The organism is Nostoc sp. (assembly GCF_036917635.1).
Taxonomy (GTDB): Bacteria; Cyanobacteriota; Cyanobacteriia; order Cyanobacteriales; family Nostocaceae; genus Nostoc.
The window spans coordinates 1-26,713 of the sequence record NZ_JBALCW010000062.1 but is presented as its reverse complement, the minus strand read 5'-3'; the positions used below and the strand labels follow the sequence as shown (position 1 = coordinate 26,713).

At 44.6% G+C, this 26,713-nt stretch carries 25 protein-coding genes, 1 pseudogene and 1 riboswitch; of the genes and pseudogenes, 13 read left to right on the top strand and 13 right to left on the bottom strand.

Features of this window, described 5'->3' with window-relative positions; translation table 11 throughout:
* The first annotated feature begins 42 nt into the window (after positions 1 to 42).
* The 7 genes from V7K32_RS15865 (at position 43) to V7K32_RS15835 (ending at position 5,297) form a co-directional block, all read left to right on the top strand.
* A complete protein-coding gene (locus V7K32_RS15865; protein WP_334994791.1) occupies positions 43 to 897 on the top strand; it encodes an FAD-binding domain-containing protein in 855 nt (284 codons plus the stop codon).
* The gene (locus V7K32_RS15860) at positions 894 to 1,310 is read left to right on the top strand and encodes a hypothetical protein (protein WP_334994789.1); all 417 of its coding nucleotides are present in this window, start codon (positions 894 to 896) and stop codon (positions 1,308 to 1,310) included. Before V7K32_RS15865 ends, V7K32_RS15860 begins: the two co-directional genes overlap by 4 nt.
* A 134-nt stretch (positions 1,311 to 1,444) precedes the next feature.
* Complete coding sequence (locus V7K32_RS15855; protein ID WP_334994787.1) at positions 1,445 to 1,717, top strand: CopG family ribbon-helix-helix protein; 273 nt, start codon at positions 1,445 to 1,447, stop codon at positions 1,715 to 1,717.
* Positions 1,708 to 2,025, top strand: a complete 318-nt coding sequence (locus V7K32_RS15850; protein WP_334994785.1) for a type II toxin-antitoxin system RelE/ParE family toxin — start codon at positions 1,708 to 1,710, stop codon at positions 2,023 to 2,025. The genes V7K32_RS15855 and V7K32_RS15850 overlap by 10 nt, the downstream gene beginning before the upstream one ends.
* A 185-nt stretch (positions 2,026 to 2,210) precedes the next feature.
* Positions 2,211 to 2,303, top strand: a riboswitch (adenosylcobalamin-variant (AdoCbl-variant) riboswitch).
* Between the two features lie 62 nt (positions 2,304 to 2,365).
* The gene (cobG, locus tag V7K32_RS15845; RefSeq protein ID WP_334994783.1) at positions 2,366 to 3,922 is read left to right on the top strand and encodes a precorrin-3B synthase; all 1,557 of its coding nucleotides are present in this window, start codon (positions 2,366 to 2,368) and stop codon (positions 3,920 to 3,922) included.
* 41 nt (positions 3,923 to 3,963) lie between these two features.
* A complete protein-coding gene (locus V7K32_RS15840; protein ID WP_334994781.1) occupies positions 3,964 to 4,590 on the top strand; it encodes a precorrin-8X methylmutase in 627 nt (208 codons plus the stop codon).
* Between the two features lie 2 nt (positions 4,591 to 4,592).
* Complete coding sequence (locus V7K32_RS15835) at positions 4,593 to 5,297, top strand: precorrin-2 C(20)-methyltransferase (protein WP_229487052.1); 705 nt, start codon at positions 4,593 to 4,595, stop codon at positions 5,295 to 5,297.
* A gap of 222 nt (positions 5,298 to 5,519) precedes the next feature.
* Here the strand turns inward: V7K32_RS15835 and V7K32_RS15830 are convergent, their stop codons facing one another.
* From V7K32_RS15830 to V7K32_RS15815, 4 genes are all read right to left on the bottom strand, one after another.
* Positions 5,520 to 6,527 carry an aldo/keto reductase gene (locus V7K32_RS15830; RefSeq protein ID WP_334994779.1) on the bottom strand — a complete coding sequence of 336 codons (1,008 nt, stop codon included), beginning with the start codon at positions 6,525 to 6,527 and terminating at the stop codon, positions 5,520 to 5,522.
* Between the two features lie 70 nt (positions 6,528 to 6,597).
* Positions 6,598 to 6,861: a TMEM175 family protein gene (locus V7K32_RS15825; RefSeq protein ID WP_334994777.1), complete on the bottom strand. Its 264-nt coding sequence runs from the start codon at positions 6,859 to 6,861 to the stop codon at positions 6,598 to 6,600.
* A gap of 71 nt (positions 6,862 to 6,932) precedes the next feature.
* The gene (locus V7K32_RS15820) at positions 6,933 to 7,355 is read right to left on the bottom strand and encodes a zinc-binding dehydrogenase (protein ID WP_442938752.1); all 423 of its coding nucleotides are present in this window, start codon (positions 7,353 to 7,355) and stop codon (positions 6,933 to 6,935) included.
* A 9-nt stretch (positions 7,356 to 7,364) separates the two neighbouring features.
* On the bottom strand, positions 7,365 to 7,802 hold the full coding sequence (locus V7K32_RS15815) for a (R)-mandelonitrile lyase (RefSeq protein WP_334994773.1): 438 nt from the start codon (positions 7,800 to 7,802) through the stop codon (positions 7,365 to 7,367).
* A 182-nt stretch (positions 7,803 to 7,984) separates the two neighbouring features.
* Between V7K32_RS15815 and V7K32_RS15810 the strand changes: the two genes are divergently transcribed.
* The 6 genes from V7K32_RS15810 to V7K32_RS15785 all read left to right on the top strand — a co-directional run bounded on the left by V7K32_RS15810 (position 7,985) and on the right by V7K32_RS15785 (position 14,548).
* The gene (locus V7K32_RS15810) at positions 7,985 to 8,968 is read left to right on the top strand and encodes an AraC family transcriptional regulator (RefSeq protein WP_334994771.1); all 984 of its coding nucleotides are present in this window, start codon (positions 7,985 to 7,987) and stop codon (positions 8,966 to 8,968) included.
* A gap of 169 nt (positions 8,969 to 9,137) precedes the next feature.
* Positions 9,138 to 9,464, top strand: coding sequence for an ArsR/SmtB family transcription factor (locus V7K32_RS15805; protein ID WP_334994769.1), 327 nt, complete (start codon positions 9,138 to 9,140; stop codon positions 9,462 to 9,464).
* A gap of 305 nt (positions 9,465 to 9,769) precedes the next feature.
* The gene (gene arsB / locus V7K32_RS15800; RefSeq protein ID WP_334994767.1) at positions 9,770 to 10,831 is read left to right on the top strand and encodes an ACR3 family arsenite efflux transporter; all 1,062 of its coding nucleotides are present in this window, start codon (positions 9,770 to 9,772) and stop codon (positions 10,829 to 10,831) included.
* Between the two features lie 38 nt (positions 10,832 to 10,869).
* Positions 10,870 to 11,265 (top strand): arsenate reductase, glutathione/glutaredoxin type, encoded by a 396-nt coding sequence (gene arsC, locus V7K32_RS15795; protein ID WP_334994765.1) that lies wholly within the window; start codon positions 10,870 to 10,872, stop codon positions 11,263 to 11,265.
* Between the two features lie 212 nt (positions 11,266 to 11,477).
* Positions 11,478 to 12,128, top strand: a complete 651-nt coding sequence (gene arsH / locus V7K32_RS15790) for an arsenical resistance protein ArsH (protein ID WP_334994763.1) — start codon at positions 11,478 to 11,480, stop codon at positions 12,126 to 12,128.
* Between the two features lie 968 nt (positions 12,129 to 13,096).
* Positions 13,097 to 14,548: a calcium-binding protein gene (locus tag V7K32_RS15785; protein ID WP_334994761.1), complete on the top strand. Its 1,452-nt coding sequence runs from the start codon at positions 13,097 to 13,099 to the stop codon at positions 14,546 to 14,548.
* Between the two features lie 127 nt (positions 14,549 to 14,675).
* Here the strand turns inward: V7K32_RS15785 and V7K32_RS15780 are convergent, their stop codons facing one another.
* The 9 genes and pseudogenes from V7K32_RS15780 to V7K32_RS15740 all read right to left on the bottom strand — a co-directional run bounded on the left by V7K32_RS15780 (position 14,676) and on the right by V7K32_RS15740 (position 25,760).
* Positions 14,676 to 15,362, bottom strand: coding sequence for a PHP domain-containing protein (locus V7K32_RS15780; RefSeq protein ID WP_334994759.1), 687 nt, complete (start codon positions 15,360 to 15,362; stop codon positions 14,676 to 14,678).
* Positions 15,363 to 15,780: 418 nt separating this feature from the next.
* A complete protein-coding gene (locus V7K32_RS15775; protein WP_334994757.1) occupies positions 15,781 to 16,917 on the bottom strand; it encodes an AIR synthase related protein in 1,137 nt (378 codons plus the stop codon).
* Between the two features lie 206 nt (positions 16,918 to 17,123).
* Positions 17,124 to 17,330: a hypothetical protein gene (locus V7K32_RS15770; protein ID WP_334994755.1), complete on the bottom strand. Its 207-nt coding sequence runs from the start codon at positions 17,328 to 17,330 to the stop codon at positions 17,124 to 17,126.
* Between the two features lie 524 nt (positions 17,331 to 17,854).
* Positions 17,855 to 19,420: a cytochrome-c peroxidase gene (locus tag V7K32_RS15765; protein ID WP_334994753.1), complete on the bottom strand. Its 1,566-nt coding sequence runs from the start codon at positions 19,418 to 19,420 to the stop codon at positions 17,855 to 17,857.
* A 284-nt stretch (positions 19,421 to 19,704) separates the two neighbouring features.
* Positions 19,705 to 20,163, bottom strand: coding sequence for a cytochrome c peroxidase (locus V7K32_RS15760; protein ID WP_334994751.1), 459 nt, complete (start codon positions 20,161 to 20,163; stop codon positions 19,705 to 19,707).
* A 515-nt stretch (positions 20,164 to 20,678) separates the two neighbouring features.
* Positions 20,679 to 20,765, bottom strand: a pseudogene (locus V7K32_RS15755) (superoxide dismutase [Fe]); the annotation flags it as partial.
* 174 nt (positions 20,766 to 20,939) lie between these two features.
* A complete protein-coding gene (locus tag V7K32_RS15750; protein ID WP_334994749.1) occupies positions 20,940 to 21,545 on the bottom strand; it encodes a superoxide dismutase in 606 nt (201 codons plus the stop codon).
* 1,327 nt (positions 21,546 to 22,872) lie between these two features.
* Positions 22,873 to 24,480, bottom strand: coding sequence for a bifunctional pantoate--beta-alanine ligase/(d)CMP kinase (locus V7K32_RS15745; RefSeq protein ID WP_334994747.1), 1,608 nt, complete (start codon positions 24,478 to 24,480; stop codon positions 22,873 to 22,875).
* A gap of 149 nt (positions 24,481 to 24,629) precedes the next feature.
* The gene (locus V7K32_RS15740) at positions 24,630 to 25,760 is read right to left on the bottom strand and encodes a septal ring lytic transglycosylase RlpA family protein (protein ID WP_334994745.1); all 1,131 of its coding nucleotides are present in this window, start codon (positions 25,758 to 25,760) and stop codon (positions 24,630 to 24,632) included.
* Positions 25,761 to 26,713: the final 953 nt, after the last annotated feature.

Genomic DNA, 26,713 nt, shown 5'->3' with positions numbered 1-26,713 from the left:
GCGGCGGGCTATGCCTACCCACCTATTTATAATTTGCTTACAATGTCTAAAGATATGCAACGCGAATTTACCAACCGCGATGAGTTGGTAGCCTACCTCCGCGAACAATTCCCAAGTGTAGCAGAACGCGATCGCTACATTAGCCAAACTCTGGGGGGACGCAAAGCTGCACAAGAAGCGCTGCAAAAAATCGATGCAGTAAGCTACGCCCAAACACGTAATTTTTTCACAGGTGCGGTGACACGACTTTCGCCTTATATTCGTTATGGCGTTTTGAGTTTGCGAGAAATTCGAGATTATGTCCTTGAACGGGTACAGCAGCAAAACGATGCTACGAAATTAATTAACGAGTTAGGTTGGCGCGACTACTGGCAACGGTTGTATATCAAATTAGGAGATGAAATCTGGAAAGACCAGGAAGACTACAAAACTGGTTACACTGTGGCTGAATATGCACCCGAATTGCCGCAAGATATCAGACAAGGAACCACAGGTAGGGTTTGCATCGACAGTTTTAGCCGTGACTTGAAAGAAACTGGTTATCTACATAACCACGCCCGAATGTGGCTAGCGGCTTACATTGTCCATTGGCGGCGTAGTCGTTGGCAAGCAGGAGCCAAGTGGTTTCTCGAACACCTTTTAGATGGAGATCCTGCTAGTAATAATATGTCATGGCAATGGGTTGCCAGCACCTTTAGTCAGAAACCGTATTTTTTCAACCGTGAGAACTTAGAACGCTACACCAAAGGCATTTATTGCCAGAAATGTCCCCTTTACGGTCATTGTGATTTTGAAGGCAGTTATGAAGAATTAGAACAGCGACTTTTTCCTAAAGGGGAATTTAGCAAACAAGCCAATAGCCAAAGTTGGCAGCGTGGAAAGAAAGGTAAAAGATGAATAAACCAATTGTTTGGGTACATGGAGATTGCCTTAGTCCATACAACCCCGGATTGCAAAAATACCCCGATGCGCCAGCTATCTGGGTTTGGGACGAGGCTTTGATAGAGGAATGGCAACTGAGTCTCAAACGCATCGCTTTTATTTACGAATGTTTGCTAGAGTTACCCGTTGTTATCCGTCGTGGCAATGTGGGACAAGAAATTTTAGCTTTTGCTCAAGAACATGATGCGAATTTAATCGTCACAGCTAACAGTCCCAGTCCCCGATTTAATGATATCTGCAATCAGATGGAGGGTTCTATAGCAGTAGAAGTGCTAGAGGTGGAACCATTTTTTGATTATGATGGCCATATTGACCTGAAGCGGTTTTCGCGCTATTGGAAAGTTGCTCAAAATTATGTTTTTGAGTAGCCCAATTTTGACACACTCCCCAGCAGTCAACGGCGTGGGGCTTTAAACCCAAATTTCTGGTAAATCAAACGTATGATTCGCTTGTATACATCGTATACATCAAGCTAGAATGACTGATAAAAGGAGAGTTTTTGATGTCTCAAAGTGAAGTTGTCACCGTTAGATTAACACCAGAGATTAAGGCAAAACTGGATGCCCTTGCTATAAGTACACGGCGTAGTAAGTCTTGGTTGGCGGCAGAGGCGATCGCCTTGTACGTGGAACAGTCAAGCTGGCAAATCCAGATGATTGAAGAGGCGGTGAAAATTGCTGATAGCCCACAAGCTCAATGGATTGAAGGCCCGGACGTGTCAGCTTGGCTCGACACTTGGGGAATGGAGAATGAATTGCCATCTCCATGCGTTTAGTTTTTCTTGAGCTTGCTGTTTCTGACCTAGCAAGTATCCGTGACTACATTGGTAATGCTAACCCGTCAGCTGCTCGTGAGGTGGCCACACGTCTACAGCAAATTATCAAAAAATTGCTGGTAATGCCGAACATTGGTAAACCAGGACGGGTGTTTGGTACTAGGGAATTAGTGACACCGCCAATTGGTAAGACTGTCTATGTGGTGGTGTATGGAGTTCAGGACACGCACCTGGAAATTCTGCGGATTTTGCCTGGAATGCGGGACATTGATCGTATTCTTGACGAAGCGGACATAGACCAGGAGTGATACCATTTCACTTTAATAATGATACAAATACGCCAGTAGGGCTTGTCTTTGCCATGCCCCTACGATAAATCTATATGTATCAGGATTTTCGTGAATTGGTATGAACTGTGGCGAACTCTGTCAGCGTGGATAAGTTGATTGAAAATATGAAGCATTAAATTTTCTGATAGCGTTCTCGTGCTAAATTACTAAAGCTTGGTGTTGGGAAACTCCGGTGAAATTCCGGGACTGTGCCGCAGCTGTGATGGGATCACCCAAGTCAGAATGCCAACTCTCAAGATATCAGATAAGACACATTCACCGTCTACTCCCTGCGTTGCACGGGGAAGGAGTTACAAGTTTGCTTTCTGGATTTGCCACTTGTCCTGGCTTGTTTTATGCTACACCCGCCGCCGATGGTATATTATCTAGAATTAGAATACCAGGTGGAATTATTAGTAGTCAGCAGTGCCGTGCGATCGCAGATATAGCAGAACAGCACGGTGGCGGTTATGTAGATGTGACTAATCGAGCTAATCTACAAGTCCGTGAAATCCGCACGGGGATTAATGCTGAGGTTCTGAAACACCTACAGGATATGAGACTAGGTTCTCGTAATCCTGTTGTAGACCACATCCGTAATATTATGACCAGCCCGACTGCTGGTATCGACCCACAGGAATTAATCGATACTCGCCCTTTTGTCCAAAGTTGGGATGATTATATTGCTAGACATGCAACGCTTTCGGGACTGTCAGCAAAATTTAGCGTTTGCTTTGATGGTGGTGGGATAATTCGGGTGTGCGATCGCTTGAATGATATCCTATTTGCTGCTGTCTTAGTTGACGGTAATGTTTATTTTCGCCTCTATCTCAGTGTCGGCGGAAAGGGTCAACCGCCCAGCGATATGGGAATTTTGTTACCACCAGAAAAATGTTTGCCCGTCTTGGTAGCTTTGGCGGATGTCTATCTAGCTCATAGTAATACTACAAGTAAGCGTCGGCTGCGTCTCTTAGAGTTATTAAATACTTTGGGTTGTGAAAATTATCTCCAGGAAGTTGAACAGCGCCTACCTTTTTCTTTTTTGTGCAGTGACCTAACCCCCCAAACCCCTTCCCTAATAGGGAAGGGGGAGGAATTCTCCCCTCTCCTTGCAGGAGAGGGGTTGGGGGAGAGGTCAAATGCTAAGTATCAGCATATTGGCATCCATCCCCAACGTCAGAAAGGCTTATTTTACATTGGTGTCGTCTTACCCTTTGGGCGATTGGAGAGTAGCCAGATGCGGGGTTTAGCAGATTTAGCAACAAAATACGGTAGCGCAATCAGGCTAACTCCTTGGCAAAATCTGCTATTAACAGATATTCCTCAGCAATGGGTTGCTGATGTCCTGCGAGAAATTGCTTTCTTAGGATTAGATTCCTCAGTAACCAACATCAAGAGTGCATTAGTTGCTTGTTCTGGAAAAAAGGGTTGCGCCTCTTCTGCCACGGACACCAAAAGTCATGCATTAGCATTAGCAAAGTATCTTGAAACTCATCTCACTCTGGATTGTCCAGTTAATATCCACTTTAGCGGCTGCGAAAAATCTTGCGCCCAGCATAGCAATAGTGATATTACTCTGCTTGGTGTCAGCATTGGGGATGAAAACGGAACTGTCGAGGGCTATCACGTTTATGTTGGTGACAGCAAGCACAAATTCGGACGTGAACTATATCAAAATGTAACTTTTGCCGAACTATCGACATTAATAGAGCGGATGCTATATGTATATAAAATTCAACGCCTAAATTCTGAAGAGTCTTTTGGGAAATTTGCTAATCGATATGCGATCGCCCAATTACAGCAATTATTTAATATTATTCCTAAATCATTCGTGAACAACAAGATTCCCAACTTTTTAGAGAAGTCGGCAATCTGAACCTTTCGATTTTCATTCCAAAATCTAAAATCCCAAATCGAATGCCCGATTACATCCGAGATGCCAACGAAATTTACCGCAATTCTTTTGCAATCATCCGGTCAGAAGCCAACCTAGATGTGCTACCGCCAGATGTAGCAAAAGTTGCTGTACGTCTCATTCATGCCTGTGGAATGACGGATATTGTGACTGACTTGGGATATTCACCAACAGCAGTGCAATCCGCAAGGGCAGCACTAGCAGATGGAGCGCCGATTCTGTGCGATTGCCGGATGGTTGCCGATGGCGTTACCAGGCGACGGTTGTCTGCAAATAATCAAGTTATTTGTACCCTCAATGAGCCGGAAGTGCCAGAAATTGCCCAGCATCTAAATACTACAAGGTCGGCGGCAGCTTTAGAATTATGGCGATCGCACCTGGAAGGATCGGTGATCGCAATTGGCAATGCGCCCACAGCACTGTTTAGGCTATTAGAAATGCTCGACGAAGGAGTGCCGAAACCTGCTATTATATTAGGCTTTCCAGTGGGGTTTGTCGGTGCAGCCGAATCGAAAGCCGCATTGGCAACAGACAGCAGGAATGTGCCATTTTTAACCTTACATGGTCGGCGCGGTGGAAGTGCGATCGCAGCCGCAGCAGTTAACGCCCTGGCAACGGAGGAAGAATAATGATAAAAAACAAAGGTCGTCTTTATGGAATTGGTGTCGGACCTGGCGATCCCGAACTATTGACTTTAAAAGCACTGCGGTTATTACGTGCGGCTCCTGTGGTAGCCTATCAATCAGCCACAGATAAAGAAAGTATCGCTAGAGCGATCGTAGCCCAGTATCTACCTGGCAATCAAATCGAGGTGTTATTTCACCTCCCCCGCGCTTTGGAACCAGAAAAGGCAAAGTCTATTTATGATAAAGAAATTGAACCAATCGCCGACCATTTAGCAGCCGGTCGAGATGTCGTAGTCTTATGCGAGGGCGATCCATTTTTCTATGGTTCATTCATGTACCTGTTCACACGGTTATGTGACCAATACGAAACAGAAGTTGTCCCTGGAGTTTCCTCGCTGATGGCTTGTCCGGTAGCCTTGGGTGTACCTTTCACCTACTACACCGATATCCTCACAGTCTTACCCGCGCCATTACCAGCAGAAGAACTGACTACACATCTGCTGATGACCGACGCCGCCGCAATTATGAAGCTAGGTCGTCACTTTACCAAAGTACGAGATATTCTGCATAAATTAGGGCTAGCATCACGAGCAAGATATATTGAGCGGGCATCAACATCACAGCAACGCATCATACCCCTGGATGAAGTTGATCCAGCCGAAGTACCCTATTTCTCGATGATTGTGATTCCAACTAAAAATCGACTATAAGGGACTGACAAGAAATAAATTATTCCAATAAACGAACCACAGAGACAAGGCAGCGCGGTCTTGGGGGTTTCCCCCATGAGCGACTGCCGCACAGAGAACGCAGAGAGAAGAAATAGAGAGAGTTTTTGCGTCAGTTTTGGAACATTTTTTTATTTGTCAGTCCCTAAACCTGTGACATCCTCAAGCCACAAAATAATCAGTGTAATGACATTTTTTGTCCGCTCAACGACCGGTCATTTGCTCCAGCTTTTCGGGATAGCGATCCCCTTGCACCGTGATCTTGGAGGCGGCGTCATCGATGTCACGCAGATCGGCGGGCGTGAGATCAACTGAGACTGCCCCGATGTTTTCGTCCAAGCGATGCAGCTTCGTGGTCCCCGGAATCGGAACAATCCACGGCTTCTGAGCCAGCAGCCAGGCGATCGCAATCTGAGCAGGTGTCGCTTGCTTCTGTTCTGCGATGCTACCGAGCAGATTAATCAGGGCTTGATTCGCCTTGAGAGCCTCCGGGGTGAAGCGAGGCAGGGTGCTACGGAAATCGGAGCTATCGAAGGTCGCGTTTTCGTCGATCTTGCCAGTGAGAAAGCCCTTGCCCAGCGGGCTGTACGGGACAAAGCCGATTCCTAGTTCCGATAACGTCGGTATCACTTCCTTTTCAGGAGTCCTCGTCCACAGCGAGTATTCGCTCTGGAGAGCAGTGACCGGCTGAACCGCGTGGGCGCGACGGATCGTTTGCACTCCTGCTTCAGAGAGTCCAAAGTGCTTAACCTTACCTGACTCAATCAGTTCCTTCACCGCTCCTGCCACGTCTTCGATCGGCACGTTCGGGTCAACCCGGTGCTGATAGAGCAGGTCGATTGTCTCGACCTTGAGCCGCTTGAGCGAACCCTCGACGACCTGCTTGATATGCTCCGGTCGGCTGTTCAGTCCCGGTGAACCCTTCATCCCACGGGGATCGGAATTAGGACTCAGGTCGAACCCGAATTTGGTGGCGATCGCCACTTGTCCCCGGAAGGGAGCGAGGGCTTCGCCCACAAGCTCTTCGTTCAAGAACGGGCCATAGACCTCGGCGGTGTCAAAGAATGTAACGCCGCGTTCGACGGCAGCCCGAAGAAGAGCGGTCATCTCTTGCGTGTCTTTGGGCGGGCCATAAGAAAAGCTCATTCCCATGCAGCCCAGCCCGATCGCCGAGACTTCTAAGTTGCTGTTGCCAAGTTTGCGTTTTTCCATTGTTTTTTGCTTTAATGTGGAACTGATATTGTTCGCTGTCGATCGATCCCGTCTTTGTCAGTCGTCTTCGCTACGATCGCGGCTTCCAGTGGGTTCGCCCATGCGGGACGGGGCGCTCTCGTGACCCCGGCGAGTGGAACATGGCATGGTGGTTGATCCAGATCGCGCCGATCACCAAGAAGCTCACCACGTAAGCGAGGTAGGACGGCCAGAGCTGAAGCAGCTTTGCTCCGAGTGCCGTGTCGGGGGGCGGCACTTTGATTTCGAGTACTAGCAAGGCGATCGCGATCGCGAAGACACCATCGCTGAATGCCTTCAAGCGGGTAGTATCCACACTCACCTCCTCTGCAAGTATTTTCCAAGTTTGCGCTTTTGCATTGTTACTCCTTCGAGGTTCCACCTCGGTTATGCAGATTTAAGGGATGCCATATCGATACAGAAGCGGTATTTCACATCAGACTTGAGTAGTCGCTCGTAGGCTTCGTTGACCTTCTGGGTAGGGATGACTTCAACATCCGCGGTGATGTTGTGCTTACCGCAAAAGTCGAGCATCTCTTGGGTTTCAGCGATGCCGCCGATCATAGAGCCGGAAAGACTGCGGCGGGCCATGATCAGGCTGAATGCCGAGATGTCCAAGGGCTTTGCGGGTGCGCCAACAAGGGTGATGTTGCCGTCGCGGGTGAGCAGGTTGAGATAGGCATTGATTTCGTGGTCGGCGGAAATGGTGTCGAAGATGAAGTCGAAGCTGCCTATGTGCTTCTGCATCTCGTCGGCGTTGCGGGAAACGACGACTTCATCGGCACCGAGGCGGAGCGCGTCTTCCTTAATTAGATCCTCCTATTTGTCTACTTTTGGTGGCTGGTATTGTTCGTCGCTGACCTTTTCCATCCAGTCCACGGGCTTGCCGTCGAGCCATTCCTGAATGGCAATGTGCGTCATGGATGTGGTTGCTGTCGCACCGTGCCAATGCTTCTCACCAGGCGAGATCCAGATCGCGTCGCCTGGTCGAATTTGCTCGATCGAGCCGCCCCAGCGTTGTACAATGCCACAGCCAGCCGTCACGATCAGGGTTTGTCCCAACGGGTGAGTATGCCATGCTGTCCGAGCGCCAGGCTCGAAGGTGACACTGGCACCAGACGTGCGTGCTGGATCGTGTGCCTCGAACAGGGGGTCAATGCGGACAGTGCCGGTAAAATACTCAGCCGGTCCTTTGGCGGAAGGCTGTGAGCCACTTCTTTTGATATCCATTTTCTTAATTCCTTCACTTGATACCATTTTGGGTGCTAGCAAGCAAGTCTCTTGCCCAATCAAAACTGAGTTTTCTCTTGAATAAAAATTTAGAATGCTTATAAGAAGCCAAAATCATTTTTCATTGCTTTAGCTTCATTCTAAGAATCCTCAAGGGCAAGCAATAAAACGATCGTCTAAGATTGTTGTACAATCCTGCAAACTTAGAAATGAACGCTGTCAAAACCAGTGAAAAGTCCGATATCGATTTAATGAACGGCCCACAACCAAAGCGCGAGGCAGACAGAGCGCAGGCCAATAGAGACGAACTCAAAGAGCGTATTGCACAGGCTCTTTGTCATGATGGGACGATTGAGCCACACAAAGGATTGCACTTCAACCGCTCCTCCTCGCCTTCGGAATGTATTCATAGTGTCTCTATCCCTGCCTTTTGTGCGATCGCTCAAGGCAGCAAAGAAGTTTTTCTGGGTAGCGATCGCTATCAGTACGACCCTATGCATTATCTGCTTGCTACGGTTGAACTGCCGATTGTCAGCCAAATTCTGGAAGCGTCTAAGGAGCAACCTTACCTTAGCCTTCGCCTCAATCTCGACCCCACCCTCGTTGGCTCAGTCATGGTCGAGGCAGGGCATCCCTCATCGCCCAGCCATGCTAACGTGAAAGCGATTGACGTAAGTCTGTTGGATGCAAATCTGTTGGACGCCGTGGTGCGGCTCGTCAGACTTCTAGATTCCCCGGCTGAAGCTCATGTTCTCGCACCACTGATTAAGCGGGAAATCATTTACCGACTCCTGAGGGGAGAGCAAGGTAATCGCCTCCGTCAGATTGCAGTTCTGGGTGGCTACACCTACCACATCGCCAGAGCCGTCGAGCGACTTCGTAAAGACTTTAAGGAGCCGATCAAGATTGAAAACATCGCCCGAGAGATGGGAATGAGTGTCTCCGGCTTTCACCATCACTTCAAGTCTGTCACTGCAATGAGTCCCTTGCAGTTCCAGAAGCAACTGCGGCTCCAGGAAGCTCGCCGTCTGATGCTGGGGGAAAAGCTTGATGCTACCAGTGCTGCCTATCGAGTGGGGTACGAGGATGCCTCGCACTTCAACCGGGAGTACAAGCGGCTCTTTGGTGCCCCACCAATGCGCGATGTGGAGCGGCTGCGAGAAGCTGCTAGGGAGACTGCTAGTTCAATATGATCTCCTCAACAATACATTAGCCAAAACAAGAGGTTGAAGAGAGAGGGGGCTCTGTAGTAGAGTTATTGTCTCTCACAACGACAACTCAAACCATGCCTCGTAAATTGGCAGAGGTATTGTTAACCCATCATTTAGACTTTACCATAAAGGAATACTTCAAAAAAAGTTGATGGTTTCTAATAGCACCTTCACTCCCGATCCGATCGCTGCTGGCTTTCATGCCCTGTCTGACCCTCTACGGATTAAGGTATTAGAACTGCTGCGCTCTCAAGAACTATGCGTCTGTGACCTGTGCGACCATCTGGGAACCACTCAGTCTAAACTGTCTTTTCACCTCAAAACCCTCAAAGAAGCGGGTTTAGTTCGCGCTCGTCAAGAAGGGCGCTGGATTTACTACAGCCTCAATCTGCCCCAGTTTGTTGCCCTAGAACAGTATCTAGCAGAATTCCGCCGCTTTAGCCCAATATTGCCTATTCGTCTCCCCTGCGAAACTTAAAGAATTCATCAACTTTTTTTGTAATGTTTTGTTTACTTATAGTTATCTACGGATTGACAAATCAATTTTTTTTGAAATGATAGAGATATACTCTTGATATAACTCACAGGGGTGGGGTCAATGAACACAGCACCAAAGGAATTAGCTGTTGCACAGGCGCAGTGGGAACAGTATTTGGAGGAAAAACTTTGAATAATTAGGACTTAGGCAAAATATCTCTCCAACTCTGATATCTCTGTGCCTCTGCGGTTCGTTATTCCGACTCGTGCGTAAGTCCTAATAATGTAAGCTGTATGGACTGTGTAATGAACAAAAAGACTTCAAAACGCCTCTCCTTTATTGACCGCTTCCTAACCTTGTGGATTTTTTTAGCAATGGCGATTGGTGTAGGTCTAGGCTATTTTTTTCCGGGAGTAGAAGCCTTTATCAACCAGTTCCAAGTAGGAACAACCAATATACCGATCGCCATTGGGTTAATTCTGATGATGTACCCGCCCTTAGCCAAGGTGCGGTATGAAGAATTAGGGGATGTATTTCGCAACGGAAAAATTCTCGGTATATCGCTACTTCAGAATTGGATAATTGGGCCAATTTTGATGTTTGCTCTGGCGGCTATCTTCTTACATGATTATCCAGAATACATGACGGGATTGATTCTGATTGGATTAGCTCGGTGTATTGCAATGGTAGTTGTGTGGAGTGACTTAGCACGAGGCAATACAGAATATACGGCTGGATTGGTTGCCTTCAATAGTATCTTTCAAGTTATTTTTTATAGTCCTTATGCATGGTTCTTCATTACTGTACTGCCGCCACTGTTTGGGTTACAAGGCAGTATTGTTAATGTCAGCATTGCCGAGATTGCCAAAAGTGTGTTTATTTATCTTGGTATTCCCTTTTTAGCTGGATTTTTCACTCGTTTCTTCTTAGTAAAGGTGAAAAGCAAGCAGTGGTATCACGAAGAATTTGTGCCTAAAATCAGCCCGATTACGTTGATTGCCCTGTTATTTACAATCGTGGTTATGTTCAGCTTGAAAGGGAATTTGATTGTTCAGATACCCTTAGATGTGGTGAAGATTGCAATTCCCATGATCGTCTACTTCGTCATCATGTTTCTGGTTAGCTTTTACATGGCTTGGCGGATTAAAACAGACTATTCTAGAGCCGCAAGTGTAGCGTTTACAGCCGCCGGAAATAATTTTGAACTTGCGATCGCAGTGGCAATTGCAGTATTTGGCATTAATTCGGGTGTTGCTTTTGCTGCCGTCGTCGGGCCTCTGGTGGAAGTGCCTGTATTGATTGGTCTTGTGAATGTTGCTTTTTGGTTTGAAAAACGTTATTTTTCGCCATCTGAATCGAGAACCTGATAAATAAATTTAGTCAAATTATTTCGAGGAGTTGAACGATGAAACGTGTGATGTTTGTTTGCAAAAAGAATTCTGCCCGTTCTCAAATGGCGGAAGGCTTTGCTAAAACCCTTGGTAAAGGAAAAATTGAAGTAATTAGCTCAGGTTTAGAAGCAAGTCAGGTTAGACCAGAAGCCATCGCAACCATGAAAGAAATTGGTATCGATATTACCGATCAACACTCCAAACCCCTGAGTGACTTCAAAGCCGAAGATTTTGATGTAGTAATTTCTCTGTGTGGTTGTGGCGTGAATTTGCCGCCAGAGTGGGTTGTGCGTGAAGTATTTGAAGACTGGCAATTAGATGATCCAGCAGAACAACCAGAAATTTTTCCTAGAGTCCGTGATGAGATTAAACAACGGGTGACTCAATTAATTGAGTCTGTGAATAAATAATTTACACCTGCTCGATAAAGATTGCAACTTTAAATCAAAAGACATAGGAGTGAAAAATAATGTAGAGACGTAGCACTGCTACGTCTCTACAAGGATTCTGGGTAACGCATATTTAATTTCTGGAGATGTCTATTCATCTCTCCGTGTCCTCTGCGCCTCTGTGGTTCGTTTTATTGGATACTTTATTTATTGGAAATCCCTAAGCAATTACCATGACGACATTTGACCATCCCCCGATAATTTTGTTTTTGTATGGTTCCCTGCGTGAGCGTTCCTATAGCCGCCTCTTGGCAGAAGAAGCAGCACGCATCATTGAAGAATTTGGGGCAGAGGTAAAGTTTTTCGACCCACGCGAACTGCCGATTTACGGCAGCGTACCTGACACTCACCCAAAGGTGCAGGAGTTGCGCCAATTAAGCTTGTGGTCAGAAGGGCAAGTATGGTCTAGCCCAGAACTGCACGGTCAGATTTCTGGCATTATGAAAAACCAGATCGATTGGATTCCCCTCACTATCGGAGCCGTTCGCCCGACTCAAGGGAGAACTTTAGCTGTCATGCAAGTAAGCGGCGGTTCTCAGTCTTTTAACGCCGTCAACACATTAAGACTTCTTGGGCGCTGGATGCGGATGTTCACTATCCCGAATCAATCTTCAGTGGCTAAAGCATACGAGGAGTTTAACGAAGACAGCACTATGAAGGATTCACCCTACCGCGATCGCATTGTCGATGTCATGGAAGAACTTTACAAATTTACCTTACTATTGCGTGACAAAGTTGATTATCTCACAGACCGCTACAGTGAACGTAAAGAAAAAGCTGCTAAAGAGACAATCATCATATCTCAAGTTCTTGAAGTTAAATAGGACTTACGCAAGAGTTACGGATTAACAATTCAAAATTCACGCATTCAAAATTCAAACATTTTATACAATTTCATATGGTGATTGAAACTCTCGTTAGAGAATATAGCGGTTCTCGTTTACGTGAGGTACACCCGTCTGACAATTCAGGTTATGTGGAAAAGTCCACCAAAAACCTAACCCCCTTCCCGACACTCTAAGTGGGAAAATTCAAAGTCTCTCTCCTTTTAGGAGAGAGATTTAGAGAGAGGTTTTCTACATAACCTGAATTGTCAGACACCCTACACCTCGTGATGTAATGTTGTACCCCATCTCAATGGGAACCGCTTATATTTACAACTATTTTCAGCTAAATAGACCACGCGGTAGGGGTAAAGCACATTGCTCATAGGTGTCAAATTAAGCTCAAATGCTTATTCCACATACCTTTTACCCCACCCTAACCCTCCCCTTATAAAGGGGAGGGAACCGGATTTCCTGTTTCCCCCCAATACATCGGGGGGATTAAGCTGTTCTGCATTTAATTTGTATAATTAGGGCGCTCATGTTGCCCACCCCACAAGAGTTTTATTTTATTATTCAATTTAGATGATTTTCAGCTTAAGGGGGGTAATTCAACTTGTGTGTAGACCGACCGGGCTTTCACCTTAAGTTGACACCTATGAGCAATGTGCTTTACCCCTACGACAGATGTGGATGTGGTTCAAATATTATGAAATCGTGAGAATTTTGTAGAAAACAATGGTACTATCTGCCATAGCGTACCACTACGCTAAAGGACTTCCAAATAAAAAAATACTCAACTACTTATTGTGGGGTGGGCGTCTCGCCCGCCCACCTTTCACTGCGGGTAAAATGCCCACCCCATAAGATTAGATAATTTATTTTTTGGAAATCCTTAATCACATCTTAACTCAAGATAAATTCACACCAAACGTTTAATCAGGAGAGAAAGTTTCATTGCTAATACCGTGCTATTTCAAGTTAACAGGTACATTGGGGATACTACTTTTGTTGTCCAATCTTATGGAGCGCAAACTGCCACCAATTTTGAACTGCTCAATAGCAATGGCGTTTTGGTCGAAAGTAACATAGGTGTAAATTTCACCTATGGTTCAAACGGATTCTTTAATTCTGGAACCATCACTTCGTTTTTTGAGTTTGCAACTAACGGTCAACTCATAGACCAGCAGACAAATCTGAATGTTGACGTTGCAACAAGACGGAGCCTTTTAACTGCCGGCACATCAGGATACGACTATAATCAATATGTTTATCGAGGTAATGACAGTTTCCTCGGATCTGCGGGCGATGATAGCTTTGACGGCTCCAAAGGTAACGACACTTTCAATGGTGGAGCGGGTATTGATGTCTTAAGCTTCCAAAAATTTAGTGAGGGAGTAATTGTTAATCTCTCAACAGGGCAGGCAATTACTTCTTTTGGCACATCGGTTATTTCCAACGTTGAAGATATCGAGGGGTCAGCATTCGGCGATATACTGACTGGGAACTCTGGAAATAACCAGATCCAGGGGTTTGGCGGCGCTGATAGAATTGATGGCGGTGAAGGATTTGATACTGCTGTCTATTTAGACGCTACCTCACCAGTCAATGTTAATTTGTCCACCGGAGTTGTTACTGGTGGTAGCGGTGGTGATACCTTAGTTTCCATTGAGCGGGTGTTGGGATCTCGTTTTAATGACGTGCTGACTGGTTCTAATGCCAATGAATCTTTCTTAGGGGGATTTGGTGACGATATTATCGATGGTGGAGGTGGTATTGATACTGTTGAGTACGGTTTTGTCGGTTCCAGGGTTGTGGTAGACCTTGCTAGTGGATTCGCTACTGGTGGTGCAGGAACCGATTTTATTTTGAACGTTGAAAACGTAAAAGGCTCGATTTTCGATGACATCCTCACCGGTAGCTCTGGAGCCAATGTTCTTAATGGCGACAATGGAAATGATGCTTTGAATGGTGGTGCTGGTGCTGATAATCTAACTGGCGGCGGCGGCAGAGATACATTTATCTTCCAGTTTGGACAATCATTAGTATCAGCAAGCGATCGCATTACTGATTTCACCATTGGCACTGATAAAATTGATTTACTGACTCAAGGCGGACTAGCCGCGAATGCACCTAGCAGTTTTACCCGTGCTGCCGATAGCACTGCCACCACCTTACTAAATTTAGCCAATCAGGTATTTACAGACGCGAATGGAGCCTCAGCCGGAAATCAAGCTTTAGGGGTGAATGGTGCAGCCTTAGTCAAACTAACAAGTGGAGCGATCGCTGGAACTTACCTAGCGATTAATAATAGCACTGCTGGTTTTCAGGCCAATAGTGATTTGTTAATCAATTTAACAGGATTAACGGGTACTTTACCGGCATTAGGAAATATTGCAGTGAGCGGTTTCTTTGCTTAGTTAGCATTATGATTTTCAAACTAACCTGCCGAATGTAGGTTAATATCAGGCTTGATTAGGGAAAATCCCAAATAGAATAACCTCCTGGCAGATTGAACCAGGAGAGTTCAAAAAAATTGATTCATCTTTACAAACGTTGTAGCAGGCTTAAACCGTGGGTATCAGTACCACAGGTATTGAAAAGAAAATATTCATCAGCCAACTTTTGTACTTGTTCTGATTCCAATACGCTGGGTTTCCACGGGTTAGGGTTATTGTAGGCGTAGAAAGTTTCCACGCCATCAATGCCCTTTTTGGACGCAGCCGGAATTAAGTCAAAATGCGATCGCTTGTAACGAGCCGGATGTGCCAGAACTGCCAATCCCCCAGCTTCATGAATAGCAGCAATCACGTTACTTGCTTGATATTCTTGCCCTGTAGTCGGCCTTCTTTGGAGATAAGGCTTCATACTAGGGTGTTCTGGTGTAAAAGCGTAAGCCAAAATGTGAACTTCTATATCCAAAAGATTGGCATTAATTTCTACACCACTCCACAGGTAAGGAGTGCTTGCACCAGGATTATTCCACTTCCAATCTTCTAACCAAGCAACTGATGCTTGATAGCCGATAATACCATGATGATCGGTGATGGCTAACCCCTTTAGTCCAATAGCGATCGCCTGCTCCATCAATACACTAGGCTGCAACCTACCATCCGAGTAGACAGTGTGCATGTGAAAGTTGAATAGCCTTGGACAACTTTGTGCATCAATATTTTGGAATACTTGCTTCAAAAGTTCTGTGGAAGCAGTAGTTCGGGCCCAATTTACAACCATAACCCCCTCTGAACAAAAATATATCTTTTTAACACACTAAAACGGCACATCTAGAGATGAGAAAGACTCAGGACTAAATAATTAGTGTTGGCTGCTACTTTCTCAGCTTTCTCAGCAAATTTTTCAATATGTTAAGACTACGTTAGCAAATCTTAACCTCAGTAGTCATGGGTAATTTGGACTACTTTGAAAATAAGTAGTTAAAAATATTGCATATAACTTTACATAAATACGCCTATAGTATTTGTGCTAAATGACTTCCCTTTAAAGACTTAAGAGGTAATTTTCTTTGATCAGCCTGCGATTTAACTATATCTTTCGTGTAACAAAATATAATTATTATCAGTAATTACACTATTGTAGATAACTAGTAATGACTTGAGCACAATAGATTCAAGAAAACTAGCGATCGCTCCCACTATACCCCTCGCGCAATCCCAAAAGAATCTCCCTTCAAGGCGACACCAAGCGGTTCTACCACTACCTCGCGGGTAAGAGACGCTTCAACCCTTCCGGCAATCACGGCTGTAAGCTTATGTTCTCTTGCGAGGACGACGATCCTCTCTGCATCCTCCTCCGACTCAGTATAGAATGCAAATCCTGCACCGTAATTGAACACAGAAAGCATCGTCGCTGCCCCGCCTTCAAGATGACCTTCGACAAACGTAAATATCTCCGGCACTGGGAGCATCGTTTCGATGATATATCGCAGCGGCTTCACCGACCGCATCAGCTTTTGCCATCCATGTCCAGTGATATTCTCCATCGCGGTGGGACGAATTCCCTCACCAAGCACCGCCTGCACAAGCGGCGTGTAAAGATACGAAGCAGCATTCATCGCTTCCCAGAACTCCTGCCCACTTAGGAGTTTTGTTCTGTAGCCATCAGGGAGCGACTCGGCAAGCTTTCGCAGTGGGGTAAAGCCGTTCTCATGGGGACCCGAACTTTCGACCAGAACAATGGTATTTCCGGCATCCAGACGCGAGCTATCAATAGGAGCGACACCAGGCGGCATAACCCCAAAAACCGAGCCTGCGATGTCGAGCCGACCTGGAATCATCTTAGTTTTTAGTTGAGGAGTTTCTCCTGAGAGGTACACACACCCCACTCGTTTGCACCCCTCAACGACTCCATCCAGAAACCCATCAAGGAAAGCCGGGGTAAAGATCGTTTCAGGAGTACTCGACGGCAGATATAAACCGAGAAGTATAGTCTGCATACCTGATGTCGCGGCATCGTTCGTCAGACACGAGATGATCTTGATACCAATATTCCACCAAAATCGTCGAAGTTCTTCTTCGGAAAGGTCGTCAGGTCGAGTATCGTCTGCTGTGCCGAGTCCTTCCGGGACAAGTGTCATCGAAAGTTCTCTAGCCCCCGCCTCTAGAAACGGAGCAAGATTGAAGCTGAAAGCGTTAGCACTTGCTCCCAGACCGGATGCGGGTACGATGCCATAGGCGCTTGCAAAGCCAAGCGTGCGTTTTGCGGCATCGATAAAGCGTCGTTTTGCGGCATCGAGAGTATCGTAATCGACTTGATCGAGAGCTTGAGGCATCAGGTTGCGTTAAAAGTTAAGAGTTAAAAGTTAGGAGTTAAAAGTTAGGAAAACTCATATAGCAGTTCTCGTTTGCATCAAGTACATTTTTCAACCTCACCCCCAACCCCTCTCCAAAGCATCGGAGAGGGGAGTATTTGCTGGCGCAAATACGGGGTGAGGTTCTGTATTGAATTGAGAACCGCCATAACTCCTAACTCCTAACTTTAAAATACCTCATCTTCAATACCGCGCCACCATTCCCCCAAATTCATCATATCTTGGTAAATATCTTTTAATTCTTTGTTGTAGGTATCGTCTGTCAGCGTCGCTCGACGCTCTTGCAGTTTCTTGAGACGCAATTGTACCAATAGCCAAGGTTTAGTGATGCTATCAGTTGCTTCGATATATTGCGCTAGTTCTTTGCTATCCATATATTTTAATTTTAATCTTACTACTTTTAAGATACAGGAGGCAGGAGAAATACTGTCCTCAGCAAGAACTACTGCGACTCAAACAAACAAGAGTATAAATCTCAGATTTGCTAGTAGTCTATCCCATTAATTTTGCGGGGCTGCTAGATCCCCGACTTCGCAGAAGTTGTCGGGGATCTGAACACCACGAACCTCTGAAAACTTTTGGGACAGAGTACTAGTAGTCTGGCAAGCCAACAATGCTAGGTTTGTAGTGAGCGCTAAAGCGCTCAAATCAAGGACTAAAGTTAAAGTCCTTACTCGTTAGTCGCTCATGGGGGAAACCCCTCTGAGCGACTAACTCACTACGAACCTATTCATCCATCAGCTCTGGTGGACTACTAGCTTGCAATTTATGAGGGTTGAAGCCTCTATCAGAATGGCGTCCTTCTCCTTCCAATAAAAACTGCCTCCTGTATCGTAAAGGAGGCAGTTTAAAGAAACCAAAGGGAATCAAGAAGAGTAATTGTCAACTAAGAGGCTGTTTACGGAGTCGCAAGGAAGTTGGAAGGCGGAGTGCTGCGACCATTACGACCAACAGATGGGATCTCAAGAAGGTCATCTGTAGCTTTTCCGGTGCCATCGTTGGTAACGGAGGTTTCGTTTCCTGGATGTCCATTATGGACGAACAACTGGGGATGGTCGAAGGGCGCTTTCTCATAACGAACTCGCTCGTCAGTTAGGGCTTTCAGAAAAGCTACCAGGTCATCTTTATCCTGATCGCTCAGGTTAAGGTTCTGGATATCTGCATCCAGATTGGCAATGTTCTCCTCGTGAAAGTCACCACCCCGATTGTAAAACTCAACCACTTCCTTGAGAGTTAACTTCCCTCCATTGTGGAAGTACGGTGCGGTTAGTTCGACATTGCGAAGTGTGGGTACCTTGAAGGCTCCGTCTGCGGCTATTCTCTGGTTGGGGCTGACTGTGATATTGGGTGTTGCGCCGAGAAGCTGCTGGAATTTCCCTAGTTGAGCTACTCGTGACTCCGAAAGCGGATTACCAAAGGGGTCTTTACCACCCACGCCTAAGTCGTCTGTAGTGGGTCTGACACCTATGTTGTAAAAGCCGTTGTCATAGACGGCTTGTTGTCCATCCCCCATTGTCATGGGTTCAAGTCGTTGATCCTGCACGTTTTTTACCGAAGCATTGGTAAATTCTGCCCCACCGTGACAGTTGATGCATTTGGCAGCTCCCTCAAAAAGCTGTTTACCCCTGACTTGCTGAGGAGTTAAGGCGTTTTGGTTACCATCAAAGTATTGATCGATAGGCGCATTGTCAGATATGAGTGTGGACTCGTACAGTTGAACCGCTAGCCCGAAGAAAAGCGAAAAGTTGTACTCCATCAAGGCGTATGTCTTCTTATTTGGATCGATAATACTTCCCAAACCCAAGAGGACAGCTTGCCGACTACCGTCATTTTTATCAACCTGAATTGACCATGGGGAATTCCACCACTCTGGCTGGAAGGCAGCCTGAATCAGCTGCTTGTAGTTCTGATTCAGACCTTTTCCATCAGACGCTCTATAAATACCCAAAACACTGTCGTCAACAGCCACGTTCTGTTGTCCGAGTGCTTTCAAATTCGCGGAAAGTAATTTTTGACCAAGGTCTCTCGGTAGCTTTAAGCCTGTGGGAAGGCTTTTGAAGATATCTATGATCCCACCGAGTAGGCTTGTTGTCCCAACCGTTTTGTTACTGATATCCTCAAACGTGCGTCCGTCAGCAGACATTTCAAATGAGCTAAGTGGCGGTCCGACTGCTTGGGAAGCTAGAGATGAATTCTTGAGCTGAACGCTGACTTGTTGTGGTGGAAATAGAGAAATTCCTGCTTTGTAAAGTTTAGCGTTGGGATCTCTTTTCCCAAACGGATTAACCCCATTGAAGTAGTTCTGAGCTCGTCCATCCCAGAAGTTGCGGAAATTGTACACCGCATTGACCGTGGTCGGTGTGTTGCGCGGCTCTACCCGACGGGTTTTGATGCCTCCCACGTTGAAGATTGGATCGTTGAGTTGAGTCACATTGTCTTGAGGATTACCAGAAGTGGTACTCAAGAACTTGGTATTGAAGACTCCTTCGGAGGAGGCGACATCGTTAATGTCAGAAATAACAGTAGAGTCACGGTTGTTTACATCTGCCAGTTTGTGGAATGGAAAATCTGTGGGCTTGAGCGTGTAGTTTGGCCCTCCGAGACTGAAAGTATTATCCGACTTTCCGCACTTCATCGTGTAATATGCGTAGATTTCCCATAGGTGGAAAAAAATGGTTAAATCAACAACATAAATCGCCAATGGTATTCAATATTAATACTTAATAATTTGAACATTATTAGGAATTTTTATTGAAAAGATAGATAATACATTTTGAAGTGCGGAATGTGGGTATTATCAGGATTAGCATTACCACTTGCATCCACACGCAAAATCCCTGGATTGAGCTGGTTTTTAATTCTGCTGTCTACTCCGGCTTTAAAGTGACAAGTAGCACACGATGTTTTACCATCGCTGCCAATCTGCATATCCCAGAAAAAAGCCTTTCCTAGAGCGATCGCTTTGCTCTTATCTTTGACATAGCCTGTATAGTCTGGCCCTGGAATCGCTACGCTTTTTAGCGAACCTAGTGGCTGAGAGAGCGGCCTTATCTGTGCCGATACACTGTGTCCTGCTAGCACTGCGATCGCAACTAGTGCTGCGATCGTCACACTGCTTTTCATTTTCCTTGACAACTTTGATGCCAGATCAGTAAGTCTGGCTAATACAGCAACGACAAAGGTGATGCCAATTTGCATTTTTCTCATGTATTTATATCAACATTGTTATTCTTTGTCAATGGTTAAACCATTACTGCTCTACCGACTACTCAGAATTTTTTTGTATTTCATAACAGATTTTAATTATCAAGTTTTTATGTTGAAATAAGTTCTCTTTTACCAACTCTTTATTAAGTAGCTCACTATAACTTTAATATTCTGTCCATAAAGCCTCTACTCTATATGCCTAGCCCATAAAAAACAGCCATGATTAGCATCGGGGGTGCTGATAATATTTCCTATTAACTAATTATTTTTAAGTAGGTAGACGTAATTAAAGATAAGAAAAAACCTTACCCTCAATCCCTCTCCGTGAGTTCGGAGAGGGAAGCCGGAGGTAAGGTTTTATATTTAATTTGACCCACTTACTTAATTTATATATTTAGATTTAGTAAAAACTATTGTCATAACCAGTTTTAATAAACAGTTTTTTAGTTAGGAATAAAAAAAATAATTATCAGTTATTACTAATAACTGATAATTATTTTAAAACTCTTAATTGATTAAGCTTGAGCCAAGTTTTGAGCAGCAAAGTTGCAGTTTACCAAGTTGTCTAGGAAATTCTTGATGAACACTGGACGAGCGTTTCTATGGGACTGACAAGAAATAAATTACTCAAATAAACGAACCACTCCAGACACAGAGAGAAGTTGCGTGCGCGGGTTAAGAGCGTTGACCAAACTTCGGGAGAACACAGAGGAATAAAGAGGAGAAAGTTTTTTCGCCAGTTTTTTGGGTATTTTTTTATTTGTCAGTCCCTATAGTCAATAAGCTTGAGCTAAGTTTTGAGCAGCAAAGTCCCAGTTCACCAAGTTGTCTAGGAAATTCTTGATGAACGCTGGACGGGCGTTTTTGTAGTCAATGTAGTAGGCGTGTTCCCAAACATCTAAGGTTAAGAGTGCCTTCTGACCATGAGCTAGAGGGTTTTCTGCATTTGGTGTCTTAATCACCTTTAGCGTACCACCATCATTAACCAGCCAAGACCATCCGCTACCAAACTGAGTTGCGGCGGCATTCGAGAATTCTTCCTTAAATTTGTCGAAGCTACCAAAATCTTTATCGATTTTGGCTGCGAGATCACCGGTGGGTGTACCGCCACCTGCTGGTTTCAAGGAATTCCAAAAGAAGGTATGGTTCCAAACTTGGGCAGCGTTGTTGAAGATTCCCGCTTTAGAGGAGTCTTTGAAGGAAGTTTTGATCACCTCTTCTAGAGACTTATCAGCAAGTTCTGTACCTTCGGTGAGCTTGTTGAGGTTGTCTACATAAGCTTTGTGATGTTTGCCATAGTGATACTCAAAAGTTTCAGCTTTCATGCCATAAGGCTCTAAAGCATTAATATCGAAAGGTAGTGGGTCTTGTACAAATGCCATTGTGTCAAATCCTCTCTTTAGCGGTTTCCAGTTTTAAGCTATTGCAGAAGCTTAGGAAATTAACAACTTTTATTTTTGGCAGTTTTATGTCTTTAATGATCAAACATAAAACTTAACATCGTCATTTTACTACCAAAGTGAAGATAAAAACAAAGTACTCCTATAATCAGTAAAATAAGTCAAATCACTAAGAAATAATAACTATAAATAAAAATGGTTAATATTTTTAACTAAAAACCAATAAGTAATTAAGTAGGTAGGCGTAATTAAATATTAAATCCGGGTAATGGATTGGATGCTTTGGAGAGGGGTAAAATGCTTGTGGGATAAGCGTTTTAACTTAAGTTGACACCAATGGCTTTCTAGCCCACCCCACAAGATTGGATAATTTATTTCTTGAGTTCCCTTACTGAGCAGTTTTTACCTTCTGGAGGCGATGCGGTCTTCTGTACGAGGCCCTACGCGTTGGCCAAGTCTGTCGCAGAGAAAGGGTTTTCCCCTGGAACAACTGCCGTGCTTCTGCCTCCAGCAAAAACTGCTTTTTCCTTAGCATTTAATTAGGACTTACGCATCAAGTACGAAATGTAGGGGCAATTGATGAATTGCCCCTACGCGAAATCAAGGCTTTCACTGCTTTTTGCGTAAGTCCTATTAATTATTAAAGGTTTGCGGCTTCTACCTGTAGCAGGATTAATTGTGATGTGAGGAATCAGCCGAAAGCGTGATGATTTAGTAATTTAAATAATCTAGGATTTAAAAGAGGCGAGAAAATATTAAATAAATATAGCCAATAGGAAAAATTTTTAATATTTTGGTTGTGGGTGCAGTCTTAAAGATGGTAAGTGAATCATGACTCATTTACTACCCATTTGAAGTAAAAAACTAACAGTAAATAGTGGTATGGCGGTTATGAGTTGAGTAGGTACTGAACCCTCTCCCCAGAAGCAAGAAGTGGGCTATGATGTATCTCATTTGATTAGGAAAAGCTAGAAGGGTGCATCCCAGTTTTTATTTTATAACGAGAAAATAATTGTCATTGCGTAAAGCCTTCTGTTCATCCCAAGGGGAGACGCTAACGCGAACGGGAGGCAATGCCTTCGGCATAGATTCCCTTAACGCGTAGCATCTCGTAGAGAGGAGGAACGACGGTCGCAAAGGGTGTCGCAGACAAGTAATCGGATGGACTCGCTCTTAGTTGAAGATTTTGCGATTGCAACTCTAAGAAGACACTTTGCGTTAAGCGAAGCTATGCCGAAGCCTTTACGCTTAACTTCGTTTCGCTGGCAGGCAATGACATGCAAAAAAGTGGGATGTTGCCAAGCTACAATCACCACTGAGATAAACGCTGTTGGTAGTAATTGACAATTTGTGCTGTGACCTCAGAAATATTCAGACCATCGGTTTGAACTTCGATCGCATCGGCTGCTTTTTGCAAAGGGGAAACTTTGCGTGTACTATCTTTCCAATCGCGTTCGGCAATATCTCGTTCCAGCTGCTCTAAACTGACTTCGGGTTGACCTTGTTTGTTAAAGTCTTCCTGGCGGCGACGGGCGCGTTCACTTACAGAAGCGGTTAAGAAGATTTTCACTTCGGCATCGGGGAATACATGAGTACCGATGTCTCGACCTTCAGCTACTAAACCGCCTTTCTTTCCCCAGTTTTGCTGTTGTTTAACCAGTGCTTGACGGACAGCACTTTGTGCAGCGATCGCAGATACAATAGAAGTTACCTCAATTGTGCGAATTGCCTGGGTAACATCAGTACCGTCAATCAAAACCCGCACGGATGATTGTAAATCTTGGTTAGGAGTAAGTTCAATTTTAGACTGGTTAGTTAATTCGGCGATCGCACACTCATCATCAATGGCAATCCCCTTTTGCAGCACTAACCAAGTCACAGCTCGGTACATTGCTCCTGTATCTAAATAGACTAAATTCAGATTTGCTGCTACTTGACGCGCCACTGTAGATTTTCCAGCCCCAGCTGGCCCATCAATGGCGATGATAGGTTGACGATCGCGCAATATAATATTGTCAATCAAACGTGTAGACCCAAGACGAGCTGCGATCGCCAACATTCCTTCCTCCTCAACTTTTTCTAAAGACATTAACGTAGTCGGTTCAACCAATTCAATATATTCCACTAAAATCGTATTGACTATTACAACTTCTTGCTGTACTAGTGCTATCAACCTGTTACTATTGCGATCGCCTGCATGGAATCCAGCTTCAGCTCGTCGCAAGCCGCGATATAATGCCGCTGCTTGCTCTTTTGCCGTTGGAGTCAAATATTGATTACGAGAACTCAAAGCAAGACCCGAAGCTTCCCGCACTATTGGACAACCAACAATTTCTACTGGCAAATTTAAGTCACCTACTAAGCGTTTAATAATTGCCAGTTGCTGACCATCCTTTTGACCAAAGTAGGCACGGTCAGGCTGTACCAAATTGAAAAGTTTGGTCACAATCGTAGCGACACCTTGAAAGTGACCTTGCCGAGAACGACCACACAAGCCTGTTATCATAGCAGATGGGGGGATAACTTGTGTAACCTTTGATTCTTGTATACTCTTCTGAGGAACTGCCATTTCTTCCGGAGTCGGCGCAAAAATTGCATCTACCCCAGCTTGAGAGCAAAATTGTTGGTCTTGCTCTAAAGTGCGAGGGTAGCGTTGATAATCCTCATTGGGAGCAAATTGCAGGGGATTGACGAAAATACTTACAATCACCGTAGAATTTTCTTGCCGCGCCCGTTGAATTAAGCTTAAATGACCTTGATGCAAATTTCCCATCGTTGGCACCAGACCGACTGCCGTTTGATACCAGCTAGTCATCTCATCTAGTTTTAGATCCTCAGTAACCGCAATTAGCTTGTTTTCTGAGCAGCGTTTAGTTAAATAGCAGCGTAAAGCTGCGACTGTTGTCAGCAGGCGCACAAAAATACCCCTAGTTCTTATCGATCCCTCCCCCGTTAGTTTATATCTGAAAGACAGGAAAGAGATGATTGAGCTAGGGGATATTCTTATGGGCATTGGGAATAGGGCATTGGGCATTGGGAAAAAGCTGGTCTTCTACTCCCTACTCCCTACTCCCTACTCCCCAAGACTTCAATATGCACTGGTGCCACGCCACTGCCCATCATTCCCAAAACCCTAGCTGCACCAGCAGACAGGTCTATGACTCGACCGCGAACGAATGGGCCTCGGTCATTAATCCGCACCACTACAGAACGACCGTTGCGGGTGTTGGTTACCCGGACTTGTGTACCAAAGGGTAAGCTGCGATGAGCGGCAGTCATTCCTTCTGGGTTGAATCTCTGTCCGCTAGCAGTACGATTACCAGAACCGTCATAGCCGTAATAAGAAGCAATACCTTTCAAGGTGGCTCGCACTATTCCAACAGCCTCTTGAGGCAGCTTTTGTATTGATACTGGCAGACGCACTACTGGTAAATTAGCAATTTCTTTTAAGGGAGATGCATTGCCTAGAAGTCTTCGCAGGCGATTGGTTGCAAGCAATGCATCTTGCGCTAGATTATTGGTGGTATCTGCTAGTCGCGTACCTTGGTTGATTTCGACCAATTCTTCGTCATTAACTTTGATTACATAGCGATCGCCATTTGGTTGCAAGGGGGCGCTTTTATTTTGCGCTTGATTCTCAGCCGATTTTTCCTCTGCTTTCCAACTTACGGTAATCTTACTAGCGTCCACATTTTCCCGATTCAACTGGTTGATCTTAGCTGCTATTACACCAGCTATCTGAACCGGGTCATTGTCACCGTAGCTCATCTGGTTACTCGCATCTGTTACGTTGCCAGTATTCAGTGCATTTGATGAATTGCTAGCAATAAGGGCGTACCCTTGTACGCCCCTAGTATTTCCAATTGCACCAACTTTTTTAGTTTCAAGATTCGTATTTGATACAGAACTCAAAAAGGTGAGAACAGGTATATTTCGGATAAAAAGGGTTGCCGCCTTACGTCCTCTAATGTTGTGAGGATGAATTTCTGTAATCACAGCATCCAAGGTTTGTTTCCCTGCTCTGGATTGGTACTCTCCCACCTTCACCACATCTCCCACCTTCACCACATCAGGGGCGGTTGATTTCTGGGAAGCTAGCGCATTTCCCTTGTTGGTGGTTTGAGTGCAACCAACTGAGGGTATGCCCAAAGCAGCCATAGACAGGGCAACAATAATCCACAAATGTCTTTGATTCATGCGTCCGTTTTTTAAAGCGACTGTAGAATTTAAGTTTTATAATTCGCGGGATTTTTCACTTTGTGAAAGTGATTTCCCTTCTGAAAAACTCGAATTCGTTCCGTTTCCACTTTGTTGTTTATAACTGCAACAGACTAGCACGAACCTTTTGGCTTGGGGATCAGGGTTTTAGCGTAATTCTTGGCAGCTTTCTCAATTTAAATTCCAATTTTCAGGGCGAAACCTGTCTCAATAGAGGACTTTGGCTATGTAACGCTTTTTTTGGCAAGTCCAAAATTTCTTAAAAAAACTTTACGTTTATTGCACGCTAAAGCGACGACACCATATTCACATCGGTTCTAAAGGCTCGTCGCTACTTGTGTATTTTATATTACATGCTATTTTGGCTATTTCCAATTAGAAGATAATACAACTTTAATTGAATCGCATCGGCATAAATACTTAAAAGAATCTATTTCATGAAATCTTTAGATTTATCTACGAATAAGTCGTGATATGAATTACATCTTAAATAATTATGTAAATTAATTTGGGTTTAATATCTTTTTTCAAAGTTTTTTCCACTTAGATTAATCATGACTTTTATTTTCCATGAGTAGGCTGAAAATAGTGATATATATAACTTACTATCTAAGTATTGGTGAGTATAAAAAAAAGGGATATACTCAACCTAATATTTTTCAGGATGAATGATAAAAAAATTAATAAATCTTTGCGATCGCTTGTAGGTAAAATCATTTAAGTATCATATAGCACAATAGTATTATTTTGACCTAAGTACTTGCTCAAATATGATTTTTTTGAGCAAGGTATCTGTTTAAATCTTTGCGGCTGTAGAGATGTACAGCTGTTACCCCTACTATAGAACCCATTTGACATCTTTTACTGTGTTGAAGTAAAGTGAGCGCAAAAGTTGTATAAAGTAGTAATGCCATACTCTAGCAGCCTCACAG